The following is a 20,797-nucleotide window of genomic DNA, read 5'->3' on the forward strand; positions in this document are numbered from 1 at the left end:
CAAAATCAAAATTTAAAGAGCCAAATTCGACTCTTTAAAAACTAAAATTTATTTTTTCTAACCTGATCTAGCCCTTCATCGGCTATCTTTTTTACTTCGTTAGCAATTGTTTTTGTGTCTTTAGCTGATTGAACGTTATTCTTTGTAAGAGTATCAACCTCTACTAGCGAGCCGTTTATCTGCGAGATGGCTCCTGTTTGTTCTTTTATGCTCTCACTCATATCGTTGATGCTTTGAACAAGCAGGTTGATGTTGGCTTCTATCTCGCCAAGCGACTTTTGAGTGCGCTCGGCAAGGTTTCTCACTTCATCGGCAACCACAGCAAAGCCTCTGCCGTGCTCTCCGGCGCGAGCGGCCTCTATGGCTGCGTTAAGCGCAAGCAGGTTTGTTTGATCCGCAATATCTCTAATGATATCAATTACGTGCTGTATATCTTCGCTTTGCCTTATCACTTCTCCTGAACGTTGAGCGATAGAGCTCATTGAAGCGCTCATCTGCTCAACTGCTGCCGCGCTTTCTTGTAAATTTGAAGCCTGCTTTCTGGCGCCGTTGTCTAAATTTTGAACGATATTTGTTAAAAACACAGCCTTATCGTTTAAACTATTTGCGCTATCAAGGCTATTTTTTAACATAGATGAAACAACTTCGCCCATATTATTTACGCCATCTATCATTGCTTTTAGTTCGCCTTCAAGCTTTACGTTGCACTCTATACGAGGAGTAAAGTCGTTGTTAGAGTATGTGTTTAGAGCGTTTGTTACGTTTTTTAAATTTTGTGCCAATGAACTAAATAGTGTGTTTAAAAGAATTTTTAGCTGTTTTAGTTCGGGATTATTTGGTTCGCAAACCAAATTTGAGTTTAGGTACCCATTTATCATTGTAGTAGCCGTGGCATTTATCTCCTCTATCATACAAGCGTCTTTGCTTATGCCGTCAGTTACTTTATCGATATTTGAGTTGATATTATCAGCCATTTGGGCGAATTCATCTTTTGTATGAAGTATGATTTTATCCGCACTTGTAGTTTCATGGGTTACAAATTTAAAAAATTGATTTAAGCCCTGTTGGATCATTTTAATAGGCTTAAGGGATTTTTTAATTATAAAAAATACCAATAACGATAGTATAGTGATAAATATTGATGCCAAAATAGCCTGAGAGTAAACTATCTGACTTATGCTGTCATCTAAAAATTTGCCCGATATAGTAGATACCGCAAGCCATCCTCTGTCGTTTATTTTGGCTATTTTAGCGTATGTACGCTCGCCTCTTGAATTTATGTAGTCTATAAATTGATCGCCATTATAGTTGCTACTTTTTACCAAATTTACTAAATTTTTAGTAGCCTCTGTCGTCTCTCCGATAAGTTTTTCGATGTGATGAACTAAAATTTTGCCTTCCGAGTTCATGATATAGACGTAGCTGTGGTCGGTTTTGCCTATGCTTACTACTTTGCTTATCATGTCGCTTAGCGGTAAATTTATAGCGGTTGCACCCACAAAAACGCCATTTTTCTTAATCGGAGCCGTGAAAGCTATTGCCATTTTTTTATCGCTAACGGACATATGTGGCTCTGCGTAGGCTGCTTTGTCTAGGCTTTTTGCAGTTTTATACCAGCCTCTTGTGCGTGGGTCATATCCGTCGGCCGCGCTTTGAGTTTTGCCGTTTGATCTATACATCATAGATGTTTCATATCCTGCATACGCAAGCATGCTTCCGCTTAGCTCTTTGGCGACTTTAAGGTAATTAGTCATCTGCTCTTCGTTGTAGTCTTTATTACTTATAAATTCGCCCATGTGCTTGATAAACTGCTCTTTATCGTAAAATATATTTGCAACGTCTTTTAGAATTTGATCTTGAGCTTGATGCATTAGATAAATAGTTTTATCTTTTGTTATATCGTAGCTAAAATATGAAAAAGCCGAAAAGCAAAGCACCAAAGCTAGTACTAAAATAAGTGTGATTTTGTTCGCAATTGATCTCAAATTTACCCTTTATTGAAATTTTATTAAAAAAACTTAGGATTATAGCCAAGCGCAATTAAAAGCCAAATAAAAAGTAAAAATTAATTTTTTTATAACAAATATTTATTTAAAAATATAATTTTGACCTTTTTTATTTAATGATTTACATTTTTTAAAATATTTTTTGTAAAGTAAATTTAATTTTTGTATTTAAAATTATATTAATTAAAACATTATTCTGCTAGAATTCATGAAATTTCATCTTAAACAAGGAGGCGATATGCAAAACACTCTATCAAGACGTGATTTTGTGAAATTTGGTGCCGCTACAGCGGGAATTCTCGCACTTAGCGGTATAAATGCACAGGCTGCCGTAGCGCAAAAAGATGTTAAATTCGATGAGGAATTTGATGTCGTCGTTATAGGTTCGGGTTTTGCGGGGCTTGCGGCTGCAGTTAAAGCCGCCGAGCGAGGCAAGAAGGTTCTTGTCCTTGAAAAGATGGGACGAGTAGGCGGGAATTCGGCTATCAACGGCGGAGTTATGGCGGTTCCGATGAATAAAGTCCAAGAAAAAAACGGCATAAAAGACTCGCCTGAACTCTTTAAAGAAGACTGTTTAAAAGCGGGACTAAACATAAACCATACCGAGCTTCTTGATACAATTGCCGTAAGAGCAAACGACGCTTTGGAATTTGTAGTTAAGCATGGAGCGCAGTTTAAAGACAGCCATAATGCTTGGATGGGCGGACACAGTGTCGCTAGATCGATGATCACTACCAACGATAGCGGCTCGGGCATAGTTCAGCCTCTAGCTGCGGCGTTTGAAAAATTTGATGGTTGCAAGCTCTTAAAAAGAACTAAAATGGATGATTTTATCGTAGATGACAGCGGTAGAGTCGTCGGAGTAACGGCAAGAGAGGAGTATAAATTTGACGGCAAACTCTTTAGCGACGACCTTGAAAACACAAGCGGAGCGAAAAAAGCGTTTAAAGCAAAAGATGGTGTAGTGCTTGCTTCAGGCGGCTTTTGCAACGATAAAATTTTAAGAAAACTGCAAGATCCAAGAATCCCTGATAATGTTGATTCTACAAACCACCAAGGCGCAACCGCAGGCGTGCTTTTAAAGGCGTTAAAACTGGGCGCTATGCCTGTGCATATTGATTGGATTCAGTTTGGTCCTTGGGCAAGCCCTGATGAAAGAGGCTTTGGCTCAGCCCCGATCCTCACTCAGCAAGGTACGTTTAAATACGGCATAGCGGTTGATGTGAAGACCGGCAAGCGCTTCATGAACGAGCTGGCCGATAGGAAAACCAGAGCGGACGCTGAATTTAAGATATTGGTAAAAGACCCTAAGGCTTTCCCTGTGACATTTACGACTAAAGAGGGCTTTAGAGAACTTAACCCTGAGTTAGTAGAAAAAGCGATGACAAGCGGAGTGATGAAAGAGTTTGCAACTCTTGATGATCTGGCTAAAAACTACGGAATTCCAGCTGCCGAGCTAAAAGCAAGTGTTGCTAAATATAACGAAGGCGTAAAGGCCGGTAAAGATGAATTCGGCAAGAAAGTAGATCAGCTAAAAGGCGAGGGTATCAAAGAGAGCGGTCCTTACTACGCGATACGCCTATCGCCAAAACCTCACCACACCATGGGTGGACTTAAGATAAACACAAAAGCTCAAGTCATAAGTTCTGATACCAACGCGCCTATCGCAGGACTTTACGCAGCTGGCGAGATCACAGGCGGTACTCACGGAGCAAGCCGCCTAGGAAGCAACGCAATAACCGATTGCATAGTTTTTGGTATGATAGCGGGCGAAAATTTATAGCCAAATTTGGGACGTCCAAGCGGCGTCTCAATCTCTTTAAATTTGCAGTTTAGATAGCTACAAAAACTACTTTGCTATATCATCTAAGCTGAAATTTTCATCTAAAATTTTTATGCCGAGTTGCTTTAGAGCTCTTGTGGTAAAGCCATCGCCTGTTTTAAGAGTTTTGCTAAATGTTCCGTCGTATATAAGCTTGCTTCCGCAACTTGGGCTTTTGGATTTTAAAACGGCGAATTTGCAGCCATTTTTTAAGGCTAGATCGGCACAAATTTTAGCCCCTTTTAAAAACTGCTCGGTTACGTCCTTGCCGCTTTTTGTAAAGACTTTTTCGCCGTTTATCTCAGCTACCTCTCTTGGAGTTGCAAGCCCGCCAAGCTCTTCGGGGCAGACGGATAAAATTTCATAGTTCAAAGCAAGATGGTTAAATTTGAGCTCAAGCTCATCTGTCTGGTTGTTTGAGCCGTTATATTTGCAGTTTATGCCAAGCAGGCAGGCGCTTACTAAAATTTTCTCTTTCACTTTAAATTCCTAAATTTAAAGCCAATTGTACCTATTTAGAAGTTAAAATCATAAATTCGGAAATATTATATCGCGCTCTTTGAGGCTTTTAAATTTGCAAGTATCGCCGTAAATTCGCTTTAAAAACTCATTGTTTATGATATCTTTTACCTTGCCTGTGGCGACCACTTCGCCCTTGTCAAACGCCACAACCTCATCGCAAAACCACAAGATATGGTTTGGCTCATGCGTGCATATCATGATCGTTTTGCCTTCGCTTGCTATCTTTTGCAAAATTTTCCAAAGCAAAATTTGGTTTTTAAAATCAAGCGCGGATGTGGGCTCATCAAGTAGCATCAAAGGCGTCTCTTGCGCCAAAGCACGCGCGATAAATACAAGCTGGCGCTGCCCGCCGCTAAGTTCGCTCATGCGCTTATCGGTAAGCTCTGATATACCGATAAATTCCATCGCCTCGCGCACTATCTGCTTATCCTTTTTGCTTGGACCAAATATGCTTTTTATATGAGGAGAGCGCCCCATGAGCACGATATCTTTTGCGTAAAACGGGAAATTTAGCTCCAAATTTTGAGCTACGTAAGCGATATTTTTAGCCAGCCAAGATGAGTCCTTGCGGTTTGAGCTTTGCGAATTTATGAGGATCTCCCCCTCTTTAAGCTCTAAAAAATTCATGCAGCAGTTAAAAAATGTGCTCTTACCGCTTCCGTTTGCTCCAAGCAGCCCGCAGATCGTGCCTCTTTTAACGCTTAAATTTATGTTTTTAAGCGCAAAATCTCCATAGCTAAACGATAAATTTTTAGCTTCAAGCATATTTGAAAAACTCATTTTAAAAGCTCCTTTGCCTTGCTTCTTAAAAGCACTATCAAAAACGGCGCGCCCACAAGCGAAGTGATGATACCAACGGGAATTTCGGCCATCGTTATCGTGCGCGCTAAGGTGTCGCATATAAGCAGATAAATCCCGCCCAAAAGCCCCGCTATCGGTAGCACCCAGCGGTTATCGGGTCCTATTAGAAGTCTTGCCACATGCGGCATGATAAGCCCTATCCATGCGATTATACCGACATTTGCCACGCAGGTTGCAGTCATAAGCGTGGCTATAACGATAAAGATAAATTTGTATTTTTCGGGATTTATACCGAGGCTTTTTGCTTGGTTATCTCCTAAAGAGAGCAAATTTAGCTTCCAAGAAAGCGCGCTTAAAACCGCAAAACACACCGCAACGACTGCTAAAATTTCGCCAAGCGCGTCCCACTTGGAATAGTATAGCCCACCCATCATCCAAAACGTTATCTCGCGAAGTTGCGCATCCTCGCTTACATACTTGATGATAGAAACACCTGCCGAAAATATCGAGCCTACGATCACGCCTGAAAGTATGAGCCCCACCACAGGCACTATGCCGCCGTTTCGCGCTAATGTGTAAGATAAAAATACAGCCAAAAGCGAAAACACAAAAGCGCTTGCCGTTATGCTTAGGAAAAATCCCGCAAATATGATCCCAAATGCCGCTCCAAGCGCAGCTCCCGAGCTAGCTCCTAGGATAAACGGCTCAACAAGCGGATTTCTAAAACAGGCTTGATATACGGCACCTGCGTTTGATAGTGCAAAGCCGATAATCGCTGCGGTTAAAATTCGAGGCATTCTGATATCAAAAACTACGATCTGATCCATTTTTGTTATGCCTGAAGCCTCTAAATCAAAAAGCTTAAGTCCAAGCACGCCGATTATCTTGCTAACGGAAATTTTATAATCCCCAAGCATGAGTGCCGCGACCATGCAAACGGCAAGTATCGCGACGAGAAATATTAAAAATACATATTTTGATTTAAATTTTGACTTAGCATGCTCGCTAGAAGTCATCTTCCACGGTCCAGTCTAAAATTTGCTCGCTTCTTAGCGCCTTAGCCGTAGCCTCATCTACGCCATAAACGTCCTTATAAAATTTAAGCACGAACTCATGAACCTTGATGTCGCTAAATAGCTTTGGATACGCAGCTTTTGCGATGATTAGCATGTCGATAGGGTATTCAACGCGTCTAGCGCAGTTCATCGGCGACCAAGGCATCGCATATACGCGCTTGTTTTGCACCGCTTTTAGCTCGCCTAGCTTTTCAAAGTCAGGAGAATCTAAAAGCTCGCTTGCAGGGTGATAGCCGTTTGATGTAGGAAGCACGATCACATCAGGATCTATCGCGTAAAGCTGCTCCGTGCTTAAGATCACGTTTGTGCCATCGCCCGTAAATGCGTTTTTAGCACCTGCGACATTTTGTATGATGAAAGATTCGGGCGTATTTACTCCGTAAGCTGTCGCCATACCGCCGTTTTTGCGGACGTTTGGATTAAGCCCCATATAAAGCATGCTTACTTTTTCGCTCTCTTTTAGCTTGGCTGTTCGCTCCTCTATGAGCTTTTGAGTGCTGTCAAGATATTCAAATAGCTTAAGCGCCTTTTGCCTTTGATTAAACACGTCGCCAAGAACTCTCATCTCCTCTTTCATCGTCGAAATTTCAGCCCCTTTAGGCGCGTAAATCACTACAAGCGGAAGACCGAGGGCTTCTATAGTCGATATTGTCTTTTCAACTGCGTCTTTGTTTGAGCCTCTAAGTGTGCAGTCACCGACGCGAAGGATGACGAGTTGCGGATTTTCGTTGGCTAAATTTTCAAAGTTTATCACGTTTCCTTGCGGTGAATTTATGCAGGTTAGCTCATCAAGCCAAGGGTGAAGATACTTCATCGTGTTCCAGCCGCGAAGCGTGTAGTTCTCGCCTGAGCGCCTTGTGAAGGAGTATTTGTAGTCTCTTTTCATCGACCAAGAGCCGATAACCTTAACCTTGTCAATCACACCAAGATGCGTCATCACGCCTTCGACAAAGCCATCGTCGATAGTCGCTATCTTCGTAAGCGGTTCGGCGATCTTTACCTCTACGCCGCGCATATCTTTTATGACGCTAGCGCCAAACGCCAAATTTATAATCATAAAAACAGCTAATAAAAACCTCATAAATGCCCCTTTCAACGATAAATTTCAGCTTTTATGATGTTAGCTAAAATATGATAAAAAATAATTTAATATTATTTAAGCATATTTTTTGATTATCAGTCTTACTTAAACGATTGAAATTTGAAAATTCACGGCTAAATTTAAGGCTTTAAAAGCATAGCCATACTATACTTTTGATAAATTAAAAGCCAAATTTAAGGTTTGAGATGGACAGAAAAAAGCTCTTAAAAGATGTTCGCAAAATCGTCGTTAAGGTCGGCACTTCAACGCTTACTAAAAGCGACGGCAAGCTTAATGAGGATAAGATTAAAAAAATAGTTGCGAATTTAAGTGCGCTTAGCGATTTAGGATATGAAATTTTACTTGTTACCTCAGGTGCGGTCGGAGCGGGTATGGGGCAGTTAAATTTAACTCAAAAGCCAAAAGCTCTAAGCGAAAAACAAGCAGTTGCAAGTGTGGGACAAGTGGCTTTAATGCATCTTTATCAAATTCTTTTTTGGGCGCATTCAAAGACTATCGCGCAGCTTCTTCTTACAAGGGGAGATTTTAGCGATCGTCAAAGGTATCTAAACGCAAGAAACGTCTGCAACGCACTTCTTAATAAAAAGATAATTCCAATTATAAACGAAAACGATCCTGTCGTAAGCGACGAGCTGAAAGTAGGCGATAACGACACTCTTTCGGCCCTTGTGGCGGGTTTGGTTGATGCCGATTTGCTTATAATTTTAAGCGATATTAACGGGCTTTATGATAAAAATCCGAGCAAATTTAAAGACGCGAAACTCATAAATTCGGTAGAAAATATCGACGAGAGCATCAAAAATATGGCTGAGGGCGAGGGGAGTAAATTTGGCACCGGCGGAATGAAAACAAAGATAACCGCAGCTGAAATGTCTACGAAAATCGGCACAAATTTGATCATCGCAAGCGGAGAAGATCCTGCAAATATCGTGCGCGCAGTTAATGGCGAAGATGTGGGAACGCTCTTTTTACGCCAAGATAAAAAGATAAATTCACGCAAATATTGGCTTGCTTACGGCACGTCTCAAAAGGGAAATCTGATAATTGATGACGGAGCCTTAAAAGCGTTAAAAAACGGTAAGAGCTTGCTGGCTGTAGGCATTTGCGAGGTGCAAGGAGAATTCAAGCGCGGTCAGGTAGTGAAGATAACCACAGGAAGCAAGCTTGTAGCAAAGGGTATCAGCAACTACTCATCAAGCGAAATTGCGCTCATCAAAGGGCGAAAAAGCGAGGATATAGAGGAAATTTTGGGACACAAATACGATGATAATGTCGTGCATATTGATAATTTGATGTTGGTTTAGGAGATAAAATGAGTGAAATTTTAGAAATTTGCCAAAAGGCAAAAGCATCTTGCGCCGAGCTTTTAAACTTAAGTGCAAGCACAAAAAACGAAATTTTAAGAGCCGTTGCAAGTGAGATTTTAGCTTGCAAAGAGGAGATAAAAGCGGCAAATTTGATCGACCTTGAAAACGGCGAAAAGTCAGGTTTGAGCGCGGCGCTTCTTGATAGGCTCAAGTTGAGTGATTCTAGGATCGAAGCGATGGCGCAAGGCGTGCTAGAGCTTGCAAATTTCCCTGATGCTATCGGAGAAATTTTAGATGGATGGAGGCATAAAAACGGCATGCAGATAAGCAAAATTCGCGTGCCTCTTGGCGTGATTGGTATCATCTACGAATCCCGTCCAAACGTTACTATAGATGCTGCAGCCTTGGCGCTTAAATCCTCAAACGCCGTTATCTTAAGAGGCTCTGCAAATGCGATAAGCTCGAATAAATTTCTTGTAAATTTGTTTAATAGAGTCGCGGACAAATTCTCTCTTTCTAAAAATGCCGTGCAGCTCATTACAAACACGGATCGCAATGCCGTAAGCGAAATGATAAAAATGCACGAATTTATCGATGTCCTAATCCCGCGCGGAGGTAAAAATTTAAAGGAATTTATCATCCAAAACGCAACGATTCCGGTCATAGAAACGGGTGCTGGAGTGTGTCATATCTATGTTGATGAGAGTGCGAATTTAAACGAAGCCATAGAGATTATAAAAAACGCCAAAACTCAGCGTCCAAGCACTTGTAATAGCGTTGAATGCGTGCTTTTACACGAAAAGATAGCCGATGAAATTTTGCCTAGCTTGATCGCTAAACTTGATAATGTCGAGCTAAGACTTGATAGAAATTTATATGAAAATTTCGGCGGTTTTAGCAATGTGCGCCTTGCGAGCAAGGAGGACTTCGGAGAGGAGTTTTTAGACCTCGTTTTGGCGGTAAAATCGGTACAAGGCACTAGCGAAGCGATAAGCTATATAAATTCGCATTCAAGCGGGCATTCTGATAGTATCTTAAGCCAAAATTATGAAAATATCGAGAAGTTCTTAAATGCGGTTGATAGTGCGGTTGTGTATGCTAATGCCTCTACGCGATTTAGCGACGGAGGAGAATTTGGCTTTGGCGGGGAGATAGGTATCAGTACGCAAAAGCTTCATGCACGCGGACCTATGGGAGTAAAAGAGCTTACGACGGTTAAATATGTCGTTAGAGGAAACGGGCAAATTCGCTGATTTAGCAGGTAGCCGCCAAAAGCCGTAATTAAGAATATATGCGGCTTGTAATGTTTAAAATTTTCTTGATGAGCGGTTTATTTAACCGCTTTCATTTTTATTTACAGGTACAAATTTGCCAAAATGAAGGCTTTGTGCGAGTTTATGACTTATGCAAGCGTTGTTTTATCGCACTTGCCGTAGAATTTCTCTTCGCAGTCTCCTAGCTCTTTAAATTCGCTATGAAGCTTCTCGTGTAGCTTAAAAATTTCTTGTCCTATGCTCGTAAGCTCTATATAATACTCCTTAAATTTTGGCTCGTCTTTTGAAATATCGATGAAATTTTTAATCGCCAAATTGATTTTCTCAAGGGCACGAACAATATGTTCATCGTTTTGTTGAAGTAGATTATTATCCATATCTAGCCTTTTTGATTTATTTTTATAAAATTGATATATGTTATCATGATATAGACAAAGAGATGCTTAAAATCACTAAACAATACTTGCAAATTTTAAGAACAAGGCAAAACAAAACAAAATTTAGATATCATCGGTAAGTTAAATTTAAGGAGAAAAGATGAAAATAGGATTTATCGGCGCGGGGAATATGGGAAGCGCGATGATAGCGGCAGTTGCAAATTCTAAATTTGCCGATTTAGCGGAGATTTTCGTCTATGATAGAAGCAAAAACGAGAATTTAAAGTTCAAATTTGGCATCACTCCACTTGCTAATGAGCGTGAAGTAGTGCAAAACGCAGATATAGTCGTGCTTGCCGTTAAGCCAAACTGTTATGAAAGCCTCTTAAATTTGATCAAAAAAGATATAAAAGACCAGATTATCATTACTTTAGCGCCAAATTTCAGTATAGAAAAAGTAGCGAGCATAATCGGCGAAAACAAAAAGGTAGTAAGAACCATGCCAAACACTCCTGCAGCGATCGGCGAGGGCGTGACGGCGGTAAGTTTCGGAGAAAATTTAAGCGCTCAAGAAAAAGATAGCGTGATGAACCTACTTGCTTGCTTCGGCACGGCGCATGAGATAAACGAGTCGCTCATGGGCGCGTTTGTGGGTATTGCAGGAAGCTTGCCTGCGTATGTATTTGTATTTATCGAGGCTTTAGCCGATGCGGGAGTGCTAAACGGAATTCCTCGCGCCAAGGCTTACGAGATAGTTGCGGCAAGCATCGCAGGAAGTGCAGATATGGTGCTAAAAAGCGGCAAGCATCCCGCAGTGCTTAAAGATGAGGTCTGCTCGCCTTCTGGAACTACGATAGAAGCGCTTAGAGTGCTTGAAGAAAGAGGTTTTAGATCAGCCGTGATAGAGGCCGTAAATGCCGCCGCTCTTAAGGCAAACGGCAAAATTTAAGTCTAAATTCGCAAGCTTGATCCGCTAAAATCATAAATAAACTTAAGGAGTAAGCCGTGAGTGTAATTTTTAACATTAAAAACAAGAAGAAATTTCTTTCTTATGCAGATGTTTTAAGCGTGGAAGAGTGTTTTAACATCTCGCCAAATATCACGCAATTTAGCTTTGATGAGAGTGGGGAGGACTTTGACGTGGAGGGCTTTTACTCTTCAAAGCTGAGTGATTATACCTGCTTGCTTTTGGGAGTTGACGGAGTAAGCGGGCGTGGGTTTGAGCTATCTTATGAGCCCGAAATCAAAAGCTATAGCGTGCGAATTCTCACGCCAAGCACGAGCTTTGATTGGAAAATAGCTCTTGAATATATGAAAAATTTAGCCCATCGCATGGGAAGCGATATCGTAAGCGAAGAGGATGAGAAATTTAGCCCCGACGAGATAGAGAAATTTGACTACGAACGCGATATAAAAGCGGGGTTAAATGCGCTAAGAGACCATGATATGATGTATATGCAAGGTGTTTATAGGCCTGTTGCCATAAGTTCTAAGATGGCTGAAGAAATTTTAGCCGGCATCGATGCGGTAAAAGAATTTGACGAGCTTATCAAGCGCACTCAATACCACGATGCTTTTAGCGCCAATCAGGCATTTTACAAAAAAGATGACGGCGCAGTGCTGGGCAGTTACGCCCTTACGCAAGAGCTTGATACTATCTTGCCTTATGAGCCGATGGTTGAAAATATAAATCTTGATATAAAAAATGAAGATATCGAGTGGGTTATATCGCTAGTGGCGATTGATGGCGATAGCGAGAATTTAGAGGATTATAAGGTTATCGGCACGATTAGGTATGATGATTTTATATCAAATTTGCCTAAAGATAAATTTGAGTTTTTAGACGCAAATTATATAGCGGTCAAAGGGCTTTTGCGTGATGAGTTAAACGAGCTTATCTCAAAGTGTAAAAATAGACTTGAAGCGGAGGGCGAGTGATTGAAAATAATGAAATTTATCATGGCGGGTATCGCTAGTATGGGGCTTTTTGTGCAGGCGGCAGAAAGAGAAAAAATCATAGCGCCTTTTATCTATGATGAGCTTTCTTTTTCCGCAGAAGGGTTGATAAGCGTTAAAAAAGACGGCAAATACGGGGTTATAGATTTAGAAGGAAGGGAAATTTTGCCGTTTGCTTACGACTATCTTTCGCAATTCAAAGAAGGGCTTGCCATAGTTGCCAAGATAACGGATAACAGCGCAAAATACGGCTTCATCGATAAGAGAGGCAAGGTCGTAATTGCTATGGAGTATGAGCCTGTTTTTCTTTTAAATAAAGGAGTTAGCGGCTTTTTGTTTAATAACGGCATCGCAAAAGTGTCAAAAGACGGTAAATACGGTTTTATAGACAAAAACGGAAAAATCGTAACGCCTATAATATACGATCAAGCTTATTGGATAGATGATAAATTCGCCAAAATTTTTGAGTATAAAGATAGAAAAGCGGGTCTTATAAACACTTCCGGCAAGATTGTCTTGCCCGTAGAATACGAAGAGCATATTATCGTTGATAAAAGCGGATTTTTTATAGCTAGAAAGCATGGCGAGGAGAGGGCGAAATTTATAGATGAGAATTTAAACGTAGTCTTGCAGGGCGATTATTTAACCGGCGCTTTTAACGACGGGCTTGCCAGAGTCGGCTTTCGCAAGCAAGGCTATATGGATAAAACAGGCAAGCTCGTGATAGATAAAATTTACGACACGGCCGCGGATTTTAAAAACGGCTTTGCCGAAGTTAGCAAAGGCGAAAAATGGGGTGTTATAGATACTAGCGGTAAGGAAGTTGTGCCTTTAAAATTTGATAATGCAACGATATCGGGCGAAAATTTTGTCATGGTCCAAAAATACAAAAGGCACTTAAACGGCGTAGTTGCAAGCCGTAAATTTGGCTTTACGGATATGAGCGGTAAATTTGTCATGGATTTTGAATTTGATGATGCCGATATCTTTAAAGACGGTTTAGCCGTAGTTGCAAAAGGCGGTAAATACGGCGTAGCGGATAAAAATTTCAAATTTATAATCCCGCTTGAATACGAAGCTATCGCAAATTTTAAAGATGAGATCGCTTGGGTTAAAAAATCCGGCAAGCAGGGCTTTATAGACAAAAATAACAAGATGGTTTTGCCGATAATTTATGATATGGCATATCACATACAAGCGGATATTTTTGCAGCCCAAAAAGACGGTAAATGGGGCATAGTAAAGCGCATTGACAGATGAAGTTTAAAGCTTACTTTGCGTTTTTGATTTTAGCCGTTTTTGTTATGGCTGCTGAAATTTCGCCATTTGAGTCAGGCGGAAAATTCGGTTACACCGATAAAAACGGCTTTGAGATTATCTCGCCTAGATATGATTTGGCTTATGAATTTAGCGATGAAGTCGCCGTAGTTGTTGTTGGTTGCGATAAGATTTGCAAGCACGGGCTGATTGATAAAAACGGCGAGTTTATAATCCCTGCGATTTACGAACATGTCTTTTTACATAAGAGCGGGCTTGTTTTAATCGCGCTGGATGGATTAAACTGGTGAGTTGCCGATAGAAACGGCAAGATCTTGGTGCCTGTGAAATTTACCAAAATCAGCTTTTTAAGCAGTGGCGAGATAGAGGCGCAAAAGGGAAAGGCGACTGCTTTTTTTAGCCAAAACGGCGAATTTTTAAGCGGCGATAGCGATGATAGCGATGATAGTGATTATAGTATAGCAAGTATTATTTCAAGGTACGCCACTTATCCAAACGAGGCTTTAGAACTTGGAATTAGCGGAAAAGTTGTAGTACAATTCACGCTTACTGCACACGGACAGATAAAAGATATCAAGATAAAAAATAGCTCGGGGCATAAAATTTTAGACGATGCGGCGATTAAAACTATCAAAGAAATTTCAACCAAATTCCCAAAGCCTAGCCGTGATACTCAAATAATAGCTCCGATCAGTTATAAGGTGTCCGGGTAATGTTGATAAGCAGCGTGAGATTATTTTATGTAAATTTATTAAACTTAATTTGTGATGCAACTTGATAGACAGAAATAAATCCCTTGTTAAGAATAAAATGGCGATAACAAAAAAGATAAATTTAGCGCCCGAAGACGCTAAATTTTAAAACGGTTTATAGACCATCATCCAGATGATGATGACCATAGCTATAGTAGGCACCTCGTTGTATGCGCGAAAAAACATGCCTGATTTGTTACAGCGTTTTTCGCGAAGCAGTTTCATGTATCTGCCAAGATCAAGATGGTATATCGCTAGCAGCACGACTACGGTAAGCTTTACATGCACATATCCGCTTTTAAGTAGGTCAGGTATCGCCACGAGTATCAAAATTCCAGTTAAAAACGTGCCGATGATAGAAACCCAGCCCACATAGTGATACATCTTATACTCTTGAACCTCGACTACCTTTACGAAGTCGGGTTTATCCATATGCTCTGCGTGATATACGTATAGGCGCGGTTGATAAAACAACACAGCCATCCACGATATGAACGCCAAGTAGTGAAAATACTTAATGAGATTATAGTATTCCGCCATTTACTCTCCTTTTATCTAAATAAAATTTCTTTTCTAGCTTCAAATTCGGCTTTGCTTATCTTGCCCTCTTCGTAAAGCTCATAAAGCCTTTTGAGCTGAGCCTCGAGATCTTGCTTTTTAAGCTCGTGTTTAAGTTCGTCTTTTTGCAAATTTTTCTCCACATAAACACCGGTAAGATATATATCAAACAGCCACCAAATACCCCAAATCAGCCAAAACAGCCAACCTATCAGTATCCAATATGTCATCGAGCCCATAAAAAACAGCGTCATCATAAAAAATCCGCTGATAAATTTGCCAAGATATATACGATGCGCTCCGAACCAGCCGCAAAACAGCCAAAGCGCATAAGCGATATATACGTTATTTCCCATTTTTCATCCTTTTTAAGTTTTATAAATTTAAGCGAATTTGCATCAAATTTATAAAATTTAAATGCGACTCTACGGGTTTGCCAGTACCCGCTCGGCTTTCATTTGCCGCTATTTTTTGGCTTTTTAAAGCTTTGCCATAAGATAATACAAACCGCAACATCAATCATAACATCTGCAAGGTTAAAAATAGCAAAACTAAACCACTTATGCCAATAAACATAATCCACAACTCCGCCGTGCACGAAGCGATCAAGTAGGTTAGAGCTGCCCGCACCAAGCAAAATTCCAATGGCTATGGCGTGATCTTTTAAAATTTCTTTTTGCCAGACAAGATATGCAAAAACGGCTACGATAAGAGCTACTTGGATGAATTTAAGCCACTCGCCAAGGCTTGCAAACATCGAAAAGGCAACACCTTTGTTAAACGCAAGCACCAAAGAGAAGTATTCTCCCTGCCATGTAAAGCCGTTTAAGAAAATTTGCTTAACGAGCTGATCGGCTATAAAAACGACAAAAAAAGCTATAGAAAATTTAATGAAAACCCTAGGCATTTAGAGCTTTAGTGAAGAATTTTTCCACTTCGTCCATTCGTTTTTGCACTTTGTCGGGGCATTTTCCTTCAAGCAGAAGGCGGATTAAATTTTCGGTTCCCGAGTATCTAAATAAAGGCCTGATTCCGTCTTTTCTGAGATTTTCTTCGAGCGCTTTTAGTCCTTCTATACTCTCAAGAGGTTTTTTGTCCGCGACTTTTAAATTTAGTAAAATTTGCGGATACGGCTTGATCTCGCTTAAAATTTCGCTTGCTTTTTTGCCTTGAGTTAGCATGCAAGCGATAAACTGCATCGCAGCCACGAGAGCATCGCCTGTTTTGGCATAATCTGAAAAGATTATGTGTCCGCTTTGTTCGCCGCCAAAATTTATACCGTTTTCTTGCATCATCTCAAGTACGTATTTATCGCCTACGTTTGCGCGAAGCAGCTTTATTTTATGCTTTGTAAGGTAGTCTTCAAGTGCGGCGTTGCTCATTACCGTAGCCACCACTCCGCCGCCTTTTAAGGCTTTGTTTTTATGAAGATACATCGCAAGCACTCCAAGAAGCGCGTCTCCGTTTGCCACTTCACCCGTTTCATCAACTACGACAAGCCTATCGGCGTCTCCGTCAAAAGCAAGTCCGATATCAGCTCTTAATCTCACGACTTCGCTTGCTAAATTTTGCGGATAGAGCGCGCCGCAGTTTAGATTTATGTTGCTTCCGTTTGGCTCATCGTTTATCACGATGGTTTCCGCGCCAAGCTCGTTAAATATAGTCGGTGCTACTCTGTAAGCCGCGCCGTTTGCTACGTCTAAAACAACTCTTATTCCGTGCAAAGTCAAAGATTTCGGAAAGGAATTTTTGATATGAACGATGTAGCGACCGATAACGTCGTCAATTCTCTTTGAAGCGCCGATTTCAAGCATATGTTTTTGGCTTTGAGCGATTAACTCGTCGTCAAAATAAATTTTTTCTATCTCGGCTTCGGCATCTTCGGTTAGTTTATTGCCGTGTTTATCAAAAAATTTGATACCGTTATCGTAGTATGGATTGTGGCTAGCGCTTATCATTATACCCGCATCACAGCGCATATCTTCGGTAAGAAATGCGATCGCAGGTGTGGGCATAGGGCCGATCTGGCGCACGTTATAGCCAACCGCCGTAAGTCCCGCAACGATGGCCGTTTCTATCATATACCCGCTTCTTCTAGTGTCTTTGCCAAGTAAGATGGTATTGGTAACTTGAGCAAATTTACGAAAGTAAATTCCAGCAGCCATCGCTAGCCTCATGGAAGTTTGCGCAGATAGCTTGGCTCCCGCCTTGCCTCTAACTCCGTCGGTACCGAATAGTTTCATATTTATCCTTCATGATTTAAAGGCTGTTTTGCCTTATCTATGATAAAATTTGTTGTATTCTATCAAAATTTCACAAATTTAAATACGTGAATTTTGACTGCTTTAAATTTCACTTAAATTAAGCGCTATTTAAAACTAAATTTTATATAATCACGGACTAAAATTATGAAAAAGGTATATTATGGCAAACCATAAATCTGCTGAAAAAAGAGCTAGACAGACGATAAAAAGAACCGAAAGAAACAGATTTTATCGCACAAGACTTAAGAATATCACAAAAGCCGTACGTGTAGCCGTAGAAGCTGGCGATAAAGAGACTGCTTTAAAAGCGCTAAAAGAAGCTAATAAAAGCCTGCACAGCTTTGTTAGTAAAGGATTTTTGAAAAAACAAACAGCTTCACGCCGTGTTGGACGCTTGGCGAAGCTTGTAAATACTCTAAACACAGCTGCTTAATCACTAAATTTTAAATGTTAGCTAATAAACTGCAACCGTTTTTGGATCGCTATGACGAACTTTCTCGTCTGTTAAGCGATCCATCAATCACTCAAGATATCGCAAATATGACCAAGCTCTCCAAAGAGCAATCAAGCATAGAAGATATCAGAAATGCTTCCAAAGAGTATTTGCAAATTTTAGCCGACATTGACGAAAACAAACTTCTACTTGATGATGTTGAACTTGGCGAGCTTGCCAAAGATGAGCTCAAGAGCCTTGAAATGCGCAAAGCCGAGCTTGAAGAAGAGATAAAAATTCTACTTCTTCCAAAAGATCCAAACGACGATAAAAACATCTTTCTTGAAATTCGCGCTGGAACCGGTGGAGATGAGGCGGCGCTATTTGTAGGCGATCTTTTTAACGCTTATGTGCGCTATACCGAACTTCGCGGATATAAATTTGAAGTAGTAAGCCAAAGCGAGGGCAACACGGGTGGGTTTAAAGAGATAATATTGCTCGTAAAAGGAAACGGCGCATACTCAAGGCTAAAATACGAAGGTGGAACGCATAGGGTTCAGCGTGTGCCTGAGACTGAAAGTCAGGGCAGAGTCCATACTTCGGCCGTTACTGTCGCAATCATGCCCGAGGTTGAAGATAGTGAAGTAGAGATAAATCCAAACGACTTAAGAATCGACGTTATGCGAAGCTCGGGACACGGGGGACAAAGCGTAAACACAACCGATAGTGCCGTGCGTATCACACATATCCCAACAGGACTTGTCGTAACCAACCAGGACGGAAAAAGCCAGCATAAAAATAAAGAGGCCGCGATGAAAGTGCTTAAAGCTAGACTTTATGAGATGCAAGAGGCTGAGCGCCTTGCGAAAGAGACTAGCGAGCGCAAGAGCCAAGTAGGTACAGGAGATAGAAGCGGTCGAATTCGCACATACAACTTCCCTCAAAACCGCATAAGCGACCACCGCATAAATTTAACGCTTTATCGTTTAGATGCGATCATGGCAGGCGGGCTTTTTGACGAGATAATAGAACCTCTTATCGCGCACCATCAAGCCGAAGCTATAGCTGCCGCCGGGCTGTGATATCTAGTTAGAGTTAGATTTTAAATTCTTAAATTTATAAACTCCATTTTTTACTCGCTTAAAAATTTTTCTATTTTCAAGTAGTTTTATTGTTTCTATGACGGTCGGTTTGCTTGAATTTGTAGCATTGCAAATTTCTGCAATTGTGAAATTTATAAGTCCGTTTTCATCTAAATTCTGGATAAAAAACTCAATTATCTCAAATTTCTTTTCGCCGATTAAAGTGCCAAAAATTTCTCTTTCAAGCGAGTTCAAAATTTATCCCAAATCGCATATATCCACGCTCCTGCACAAAGCGTGTTGCATATCATTACCGCAGCGCTTCCTGCGTCTTTTGCCGCGCCTGCTAGAGGATGAATTTCAGGGCTTGCAAGATCCACTATACGCTCAATAGCGGAGTTTATGCACTCACAAACTAGAACCAAAACCATACTAAAAGTCAAAAATAAATTTAAGACCGCGCCAAAATTCCAAAACAAAAGAGAAATAAAAGCAAGCGAAAATATATAAATTTCAAGTCTAAAGCTACTTTCGTTTTTAAAAATTTCCTTTAGCCCTTTAAGTGCGTAACTCCAGTTTTTAAAGAATTTGTATTTTGGTTGATTTCTCAATTTTAGACCTTAAATTTTTGAATAATTATATCAAAATAGACTCTTAAATTTAGGTTGAGTGCGTATAATTGCAATTAAAAAGGACTAAATTTGAAACTGATTTCATGGAACGTAAACGGACTTCGCGCGGTCGCAAGCAAAGACGGATTTAGTTGGCTTCATGAGGTTAAGCCCGATTTCTTAGGGCTTCAAGAGATAAAAGTAAAAGAAGCTGATGTGCCTAGTGAGATTTACAAGCTCGGATTTAGCGATGTGAGCGTAAATTCGGCCGCAAGGGCAGGGTATTCGGGCGTGATGAGCCTTAGTAAGTTTCCGTTAGCTACTCTAAAATCGCAGTTCTTTAACGACGATGAAGGGCGGGTTTTGGAGCATAGGTTTGGTAATATCGTACTTTTTAACATATACTTTCCAAACGGGCAAAAGGATGATGAAAGACTTGCTTACAAGATGGATTTTTATGCGAAATTTCTAGCCTACTGCAACGAGCTTGTGCGTGAAGGTAGGGACGTGATATTTTGCGGAGACGTTAATACCGCTCACCGCGAGATAGATCTTAAAAATCCAAAGGCGAATTCTAAGACTTCAGGCTTCTTGCCTATTGAACGAGAGTGGATAGATGAAGTTATAAAGCACGGATTTATCGATACTTTTAGGCAAATTCACGGCGATAAAGAGGATGCTTATTCGTGGTGGAGCTATAGATTTAACGCTCGCTCCAAAAATGTCGGCTGGAGGATTGATTATTTTTTCATTTCGGCAAGCCTTAAAGATCGCCTTAAAGACGCATTTATACTTAGTGATATAACGGGAAGCGATCATTGTCCCGTGGGAATTGAGATAGAAATTTAATCGTTTTCGTTTTTATAAATTCGCATTGCCAAACTTTGTTTAATGAAATTTACTTCCTTTTTAGCTATGAGTTTGGTTGGTACAAATTTTGGCGTTAGACCTCATGTTTTTTGCAATAAAGATGAGCTTGAATTTTGTCTAAGATAAAACGCTTGCGTAAAATCTGCATTGCTTTTATATTATTTGGCAAGGATTAAAACTCCTAGTTTGGCTAACTAGTCGGCTAAATTTAATCGGGCAAGTTAAATTTAGCTCTAAACGCAAAGAGCTTGAAAATTCATATCAAATTTTAAATTTGTATCCAAATATATGGCTTTTAAAAAAGACGCTTTGAGATAAATTAGTTGCTTGAGGATCTGATAGTTTTAAAAAGTATCACCCAAATCGCAAGTAGCAGGTATATGGCAATGCCCATTACCATGGCCATAGTTAGTATCTTAAACACCTCTATCGTTTCATTGTGAGCGCCTGCCGCGTCAAGGTATGGCACGGCGAGATACCCGCTAACTCCGATTATCAAGAGTAAGAAATAGCACTTCCAAGAGAATATAAAATTAAACATTTCGAGCCTTTTCGCGCTTAAATTTTTACAATTATATTCAAATTTGGGTGAAATTTTATAGATATGGGTCAATAAATAGAGTTGTTTAAGTTTGGATTAATAATCTTAATTTTTATTTACCGATTTTAAATAATATATTAACGAGACTGCATTAAAATACCGCAA

The 20,797-nt window shown here is 40.4% G+C and carries 24 protein-coding genes; 11 read left to right on the forward strand and 13 right to left on the reverse strand.

The window, feature by feature from the left end; genetic code table 11:
- Window positions 1–41 precede the first annotated feature (41 nt).
- Entirely contained in the window at window positions 42–1,985 is a 1,944-nt protein-coding gene (locus CDOM16188_RS00425) for a methyl-accepting chemotaxis protein (protein WP_216656196.1), read from the reverse strand.
- 259 nt (window positions 1,986–2,244) lie between these two features.
- On the opposite strand from CDOM16188_RS00425, the gene CDOM16188_RS00430 reads away from it, so the two are divergent.
- Window positions 2,245–3,789: a flavocytochrome c gene (locus tag CDOM16188_RS00430; protein WP_172197203.1), complete on the forward strand. Its 1,545-nt coding sequence runs from the start codon at window positions 2,245–2,247 to the stop codon at window positions 3,787–3,789.
- A 66-nt stretch (window positions 3,790–3,855) separates the two neighbouring features.
- On the opposite strand, the gene CDOM16188_RS00435 is transcribed toward CDOM16188_RS00430, so the two are convergent.
- From CDOM16188_RS00435 to CDOM16188_RS00450, 4 genes are read right to left on the reverse strand one after another with little or no spacing between them, the layout of a single operon-like run.
- Entirely contained in the window at window positions 3,856–4,308 is a 453-nt protein-coding gene (locus tag CDOM16188_RS00435; protein WP_172197206.1) for a DUF523 domain-containing protein, read from the reverse strand.
- A 48-nt stretch (window positions 4,309–4,356) separates the two neighbouring features.
- Window positions 4,357–5,130, reverse strand: coding sequence for an ABC transporter ATP-binding protein (locus CDOM16188_RS00440; protein ID WP_172197209.1), 774 nt, complete (start codon window positions 5,128–5,130; stop codon window positions 4,357–4,359).
- The gene (locus tag CDOM16188_RS00445; RefSeq protein ID WP_172197212.1) at window positions 5,127–6,167 is read right to left on the reverse strand and encodes an iron ABC transporter permease; all 1,041 of its coding nucleotides are present in this window, start codon (window positions 6,165–6,167) and stop codon (window positions 5,127–5,129) included. Before CDOM16188_RS00445 ends, CDOM16188_RS00440 begins: the two co-directional genes overlap by 4 nt.
- Window positions 6,157–7,308: an ABC transporter substrate-binding protein gene (locus CDOM16188_RS00450; RefSeq protein WP_172197215.1), complete on the reverse strand. Its 1,152-nt coding sequence runs from the start codon at window positions 7,306–7,308 to the stop codon at window positions 6,157–6,159. The genes CDOM16188_RS00445 and CDOM16188_RS00450 overlap by 11 nt, the downstream gene beginning before the upstream one ends.
- A 206-nt stretch (window positions 7,309–7,514) precedes the next feature.
- On the opposite strand from CDOM16188_RS00450, the gene proB reads away from it, so the two are divergent.
- Both proB and CDOM16188_RS00460 read left to right on the forward strand, forming a co-directional pair.
- Complete coding sequence (gene proB, locus CDOM16188_RS00455) at window positions 7,515–8,633, forward strand: glutamate 5-kinase (protein WP_172197217.1); 1,119 nt, start codon at window positions 7,515–7,517, stop codon at window positions 8,631–8,633.
- Between the two features lie 8 nt (window positions 8,634–8,641).
- A complete protein-coding gene (locus CDOM16188_RS00460) occupies window positions 8,642–9,889 on the forward strand; it encodes a glutamate-5-semialdehyde dehydrogenase (RefSeq protein ID WP_172197219.1) in 1,248 nt (415 codons plus the stop codon).
- Window positions 9,890–10,038: 149 nt separating this feature from the next.
- Here the strand turns inward: CDOM16188_RS00460 and CDOM16188_RS00465 are convergent, their stop codons facing one another.
- Window positions 10,039–10,287 (reverse strand): chemotaxis protein, encoded by a 249-nt coding sequence (locus tag CDOM16188_RS00465; RefSeq protein WP_172197221.1) that lies wholly within the window; start codon window positions 10,285–10,287, stop codon window positions 10,039–10,041.
- A gap of 160 nt (window positions 10,288–10,447) precedes the next feature.
- Here CDOM16188_RS00465 and proC point away from each other — a divergent pair, with 160 nt between their 5' ends.
- From proC to CDOM16188_RS00490, 5 genes are read left to right on the forward strand one after another with little or no spacing between them, the layout of a single operon-like run.
- Window positions 10,448–11,236: a pyrroline-5-carboxylate reductase gene (gene proC, locus CDOM16188_RS00470; RefSeq protein WP_172197223.1), complete on the forward strand. Its 789-nt coding sequence runs from the start codon at window positions 10,448–10,450 to the stop codon at window positions 11,234–11,236.
- Between the two features lie 56 nt (window positions 11,237–11,292).
- Window positions 11,293–12,225 (forward strand): DUF4299 family protein, encoded by a 933-nt coding sequence (locus tag CDOM16188_RS00475; RefSeq protein ID WP_172197225.1) that lies wholly within the window; start codon window positions 11,293–11,295, stop codon window positions 12,223–12,225.
- A gap of 9 nt (window positions 12,226–12,234) precedes the next feature.
- Window positions 12,235–13,503, forward strand: coding sequence for a WG repeat-containing protein (locus tag CDOM16188_RS00480; protein WP_253908107.1), 1,269 nt, complete (start codon window positions 12,235–12,237; stop codon window positions 13,501–13,503).
- On the forward strand, window positions 13,500–13,811 hold the full coding sequence (locus tag CDOM16188_RS00485) for a WG repeat-containing protein (protein WP_172197491.1): 312 nt from the start codon (window positions 13,500–13,502) through the stop codon (window positions 13,809–13,811). Before CDOM16188_RS00480 ends, CDOM16188_RS00485 begins: the two co-directional genes overlap by 4 nt.
- A 33-nt stretch (window positions 13,812–13,844) precedes the next feature.
- Window positions 13,845–14,234, forward strand: coding sequence for an energy transducer TonB (locus CDOM16188_RS00490; RefSeq protein ID WP_172197229.1), 390 nt, complete (start codon window positions 13,845–13,847; stop codon window positions 14,232–14,234).
- Window positions 14,235–14,378: 144 nt separating this feature from the next.
- On the opposite strand, the gene hemJ is transcribed toward CDOM16188_RS00490, so the two are convergent.
- From hemJ to glmM, 4 genes are all read right to left on the reverse strand, one after another.
- Entirely contained in the window at window positions 14,379–14,813 is a 435-nt protein-coding gene (hemJ, locus tag CDOM16188_RS00495) for a protoporphyrinogen oxidase HemJ (protein WP_169942910.1), read from the reverse strand.
- A gap of 11 nt (window positions 14,814–14,824) precedes the next feature.
- Window positions 14,825–15,187 (reverse strand): NINE protein, encoded by a 363-nt coding sequence (locus CDOM16188_RS00500; RefSeq protein ID WP_172197231.1) that lies wholly within the window; start codon window positions 15,185–15,187, stop codon window positions 14,825–14,827.
- Between the two features lie 98 nt (window positions 15,188–15,285).
- Window positions 15,286–15,738: a signal peptidase II gene (lspA, locus tag CDOM16188_RS00505; RefSeq protein ID WP_172197234.1), complete on the reverse strand. Its 453-nt coding sequence runs from the start codon at window positions 15,736–15,738 to the stop codon at window positions 15,286–15,288.
- Entirely contained in the window at window positions 15,731–17,074 is a 1,344-nt protein-coding gene (gene glmM, locus CDOM16188_RS00510) for a phosphoglucosamine mutase (RefSeq protein WP_172197237.1), read from the reverse strand. The genes lspA and glmM overlap by 8 nt, the downstream gene beginning before the upstream one ends.
- Before the next feature lie 181 nt (window positions 17,075–17,255).
- Here glmM and rpsT point away from each other — a divergent pair, with 181 nt between their 5' ends.
- Window positions 17,256–17,528 (forward strand): 30S ribosomal protein S20, encoded by a 273-nt coding sequence (rpsT, locus tag CDOM16188_RS00515; protein ID WP_169942906.1) that lies wholly within the window; start codon window positions 17,256–17,258, stop codon window positions 17,526–17,528.
- Between the two features lie 14 nt (window positions 17,529–17,542).
- A complete protein-coding gene (gene prfA, locus CDOM16188_RS00520) occupies window positions 17,543–18,610 on the forward strand; it encodes a peptide chain release factor 1 (RefSeq protein WP_172197240.1) in 1,068 nt (355 codons plus the stop codon).
- A 3-nt stretch (window positions 18,611–18,613) separates the two neighbouring features.
- Here prfA and CDOM16188_RS00525 read toward each other — a convergent pair whose 3' ends face one another.
- Window positions 18,614–18,865 (reverse strand): replication/maintenance protein RepL, encoded by a 252-nt coding sequence (locus tag CDOM16188_RS00525; RefSeq protein ID WP_172197243.1) that lies wholly within the window; start codon window positions 18,863–18,865, stop codon window positions 18,614–18,616.
- Window positions 18,862–19,221 (reverse strand): diacylglycerol kinase, encoded by a 360-nt coding sequence (locus CDOM16188_RS00530; RefSeq protein ID WP_172197246.1) that lies wholly within the window; start codon window positions 19,219–19,221, stop codon window positions 18,862–18,864. Before CDOM16188_RS00530 ends, CDOM16188_RS00525 begins: the two co-directional genes overlap by 4 nt.
- 90 nt (window positions 19,222–19,311) lie before the next feature.
- On the opposite strand from CDOM16188_RS00530, the gene CDOM16188_RS00535 reads away from it, so the two are divergent.
- The gene (locus tag CDOM16188_RS00535; protein ID WP_172197249.1) at window positions 19,312–20,070 is read left to right on the forward strand and encodes an exodeoxyribonuclease III; all 759 of its coding nucleotides are present in this window, start codon (window positions 19,312–19,314) and stop codon (window positions 20,068–20,070) included.
- Window positions 20,071–20,410: 340 nt separating this feature from the next.
- Here CDOM16188_RS00535 and CDOM16188_RS00540 read toward each other — a convergent pair whose 3' ends face one another.
- Window positions 20,411–20,632 (reverse strand): hypothetical protein, encoded by a 222-nt coding sequence (locus tag CDOM16188_RS00540; protein WP_172197252.1) that lies wholly within the window; start codon window positions 20,630–20,632, stop codon window positions 20,411–20,413.
- Between the last annotated feature and the right edge of the window lie 165 nt (window positions 20,633–20,797).

The sequence above is a fragment of the Campylobacter sp. RM16188 genome (genome assembly GCF_012978795.1).
In the GTDB taxonomy this organism is placed as follows: domain Bacteria; phylum Campylobacterota; class Campylobacteria; order Campylobacterales; family Campylobacteraceae; genus Campylobacter_A; species Campylobacter_A canis.

Coding starts and splice junctions, on each gene's coding strand:
- CDOM16188_RS00540 (WP_172197252.1), bottom strand. CDS start 20,632: ATGTTTAATTTTATATTCTCTTGGAAGTGCTATTTCTTACTCTTGATA.
- hemJ (WP_169942910.1), bottom strand. CDS start 14,813: ATGGCGGAATACTATAATCTCATTAAGTATTTTCACTACTTGGCGTTC.
- CDOM16188_RS00445 (WP_172197212.1), bottom strand. CDS start 6,167: ATGACTTCTAGCGAGCATGCTAAGTCAAAATTTAAATCAAAATATGTA.
- CDOM16188_RS00460 (WP_172197219.1), top strand. CDS start 8,642: ATGAGTGAAATTTTAGAAATTTGCCAAAAGGCAAAAGCATCTTGCGCC.
- CDOM16188_RS00430 (WP_172197203.1), top strand. CDS start 2,245: ATGCAAAACACTCTATCAAGACGTGATTTTGTGAAATTTGGTGCCGCT.
- lspA (WP_172197234.1), bottom strand. CDS start 15,738: ATGCCTAGGGTTTTCATTAAATTTTCTATAGCTTTTTTTGTCGTTTTT.
- prfA (WP_172197240.1), top strand. CDS start 17,543: ATGTTAGCTAATAAACTGCAACCGTTTTTGGATCGCTATGACGAACTT.
- CDOM16188_RS00440 (WP_172197209.1), bottom strand. CDS start 5,130: ATGAGTTTTTCAAATATGCTTGAAGCTAAAAATTTATCGTTTAGCTAT.
- CDOM16188_RS00485 (WP_172197491.1), top strand. CDS start 13,500: ATGAAGTTTAAAGCTTACTTTGCGTTTTTGATTTTAGCCGTTTTTGTT.
- CDOM16188_RS00480 (WP_253908107.1), top strand. CDS start 12,235: ATGAAATTTATCATGGCGGGTATCGCTAGTATGGGGCTTTTTGTGCAG.
- rpsT (WP_169942906.1), top strand. CDS start 17,256: ATGGCAAACCATAAATCTGCTGAAAAAAGAGCTAGACAGACGATAAAA.
- CDOM16188_RS00450 (WP_172197215.1), bottom strand. CDS start 7,308: ATGAGGTTTTTATTAGCTGTTTTTATGATTATAAATTTGGCGTTTGGC.
- proC (WP_172197223.1), top strand. CDS start 10,448: ATGAAAATAGGATTTATCGGCGCGGGGAATATGGGAAGCGCGATGATA.
- CDOM16188_RS00500 (WP_172197231.1), bottom strand. CDS start 15,187: ATGGGAAATAACGTATATATCGCTTATGCGCTTTGGCTGTTTTGCGGC.
- glmM (WP_172197237.1), bottom strand. CDS start 17,074: ATGAAACTATTCGGTACCGACGGAGTTAGAGGCAAGGCGGGAGCCAAG.
- proB (WP_172197217.1), top strand. CDS start 7,515: ATGGACAGAAAAAAGCTCTTAAAAGATGTTCGCAAAATCGTCGTTAAG.
- CDOM16188_RS00465 (WP_172197221.1), bottom strand. CDS start 10,287: ATGGATAATAATCTACTTCAACAAAACGATGAACATATTGTTCGTGCC.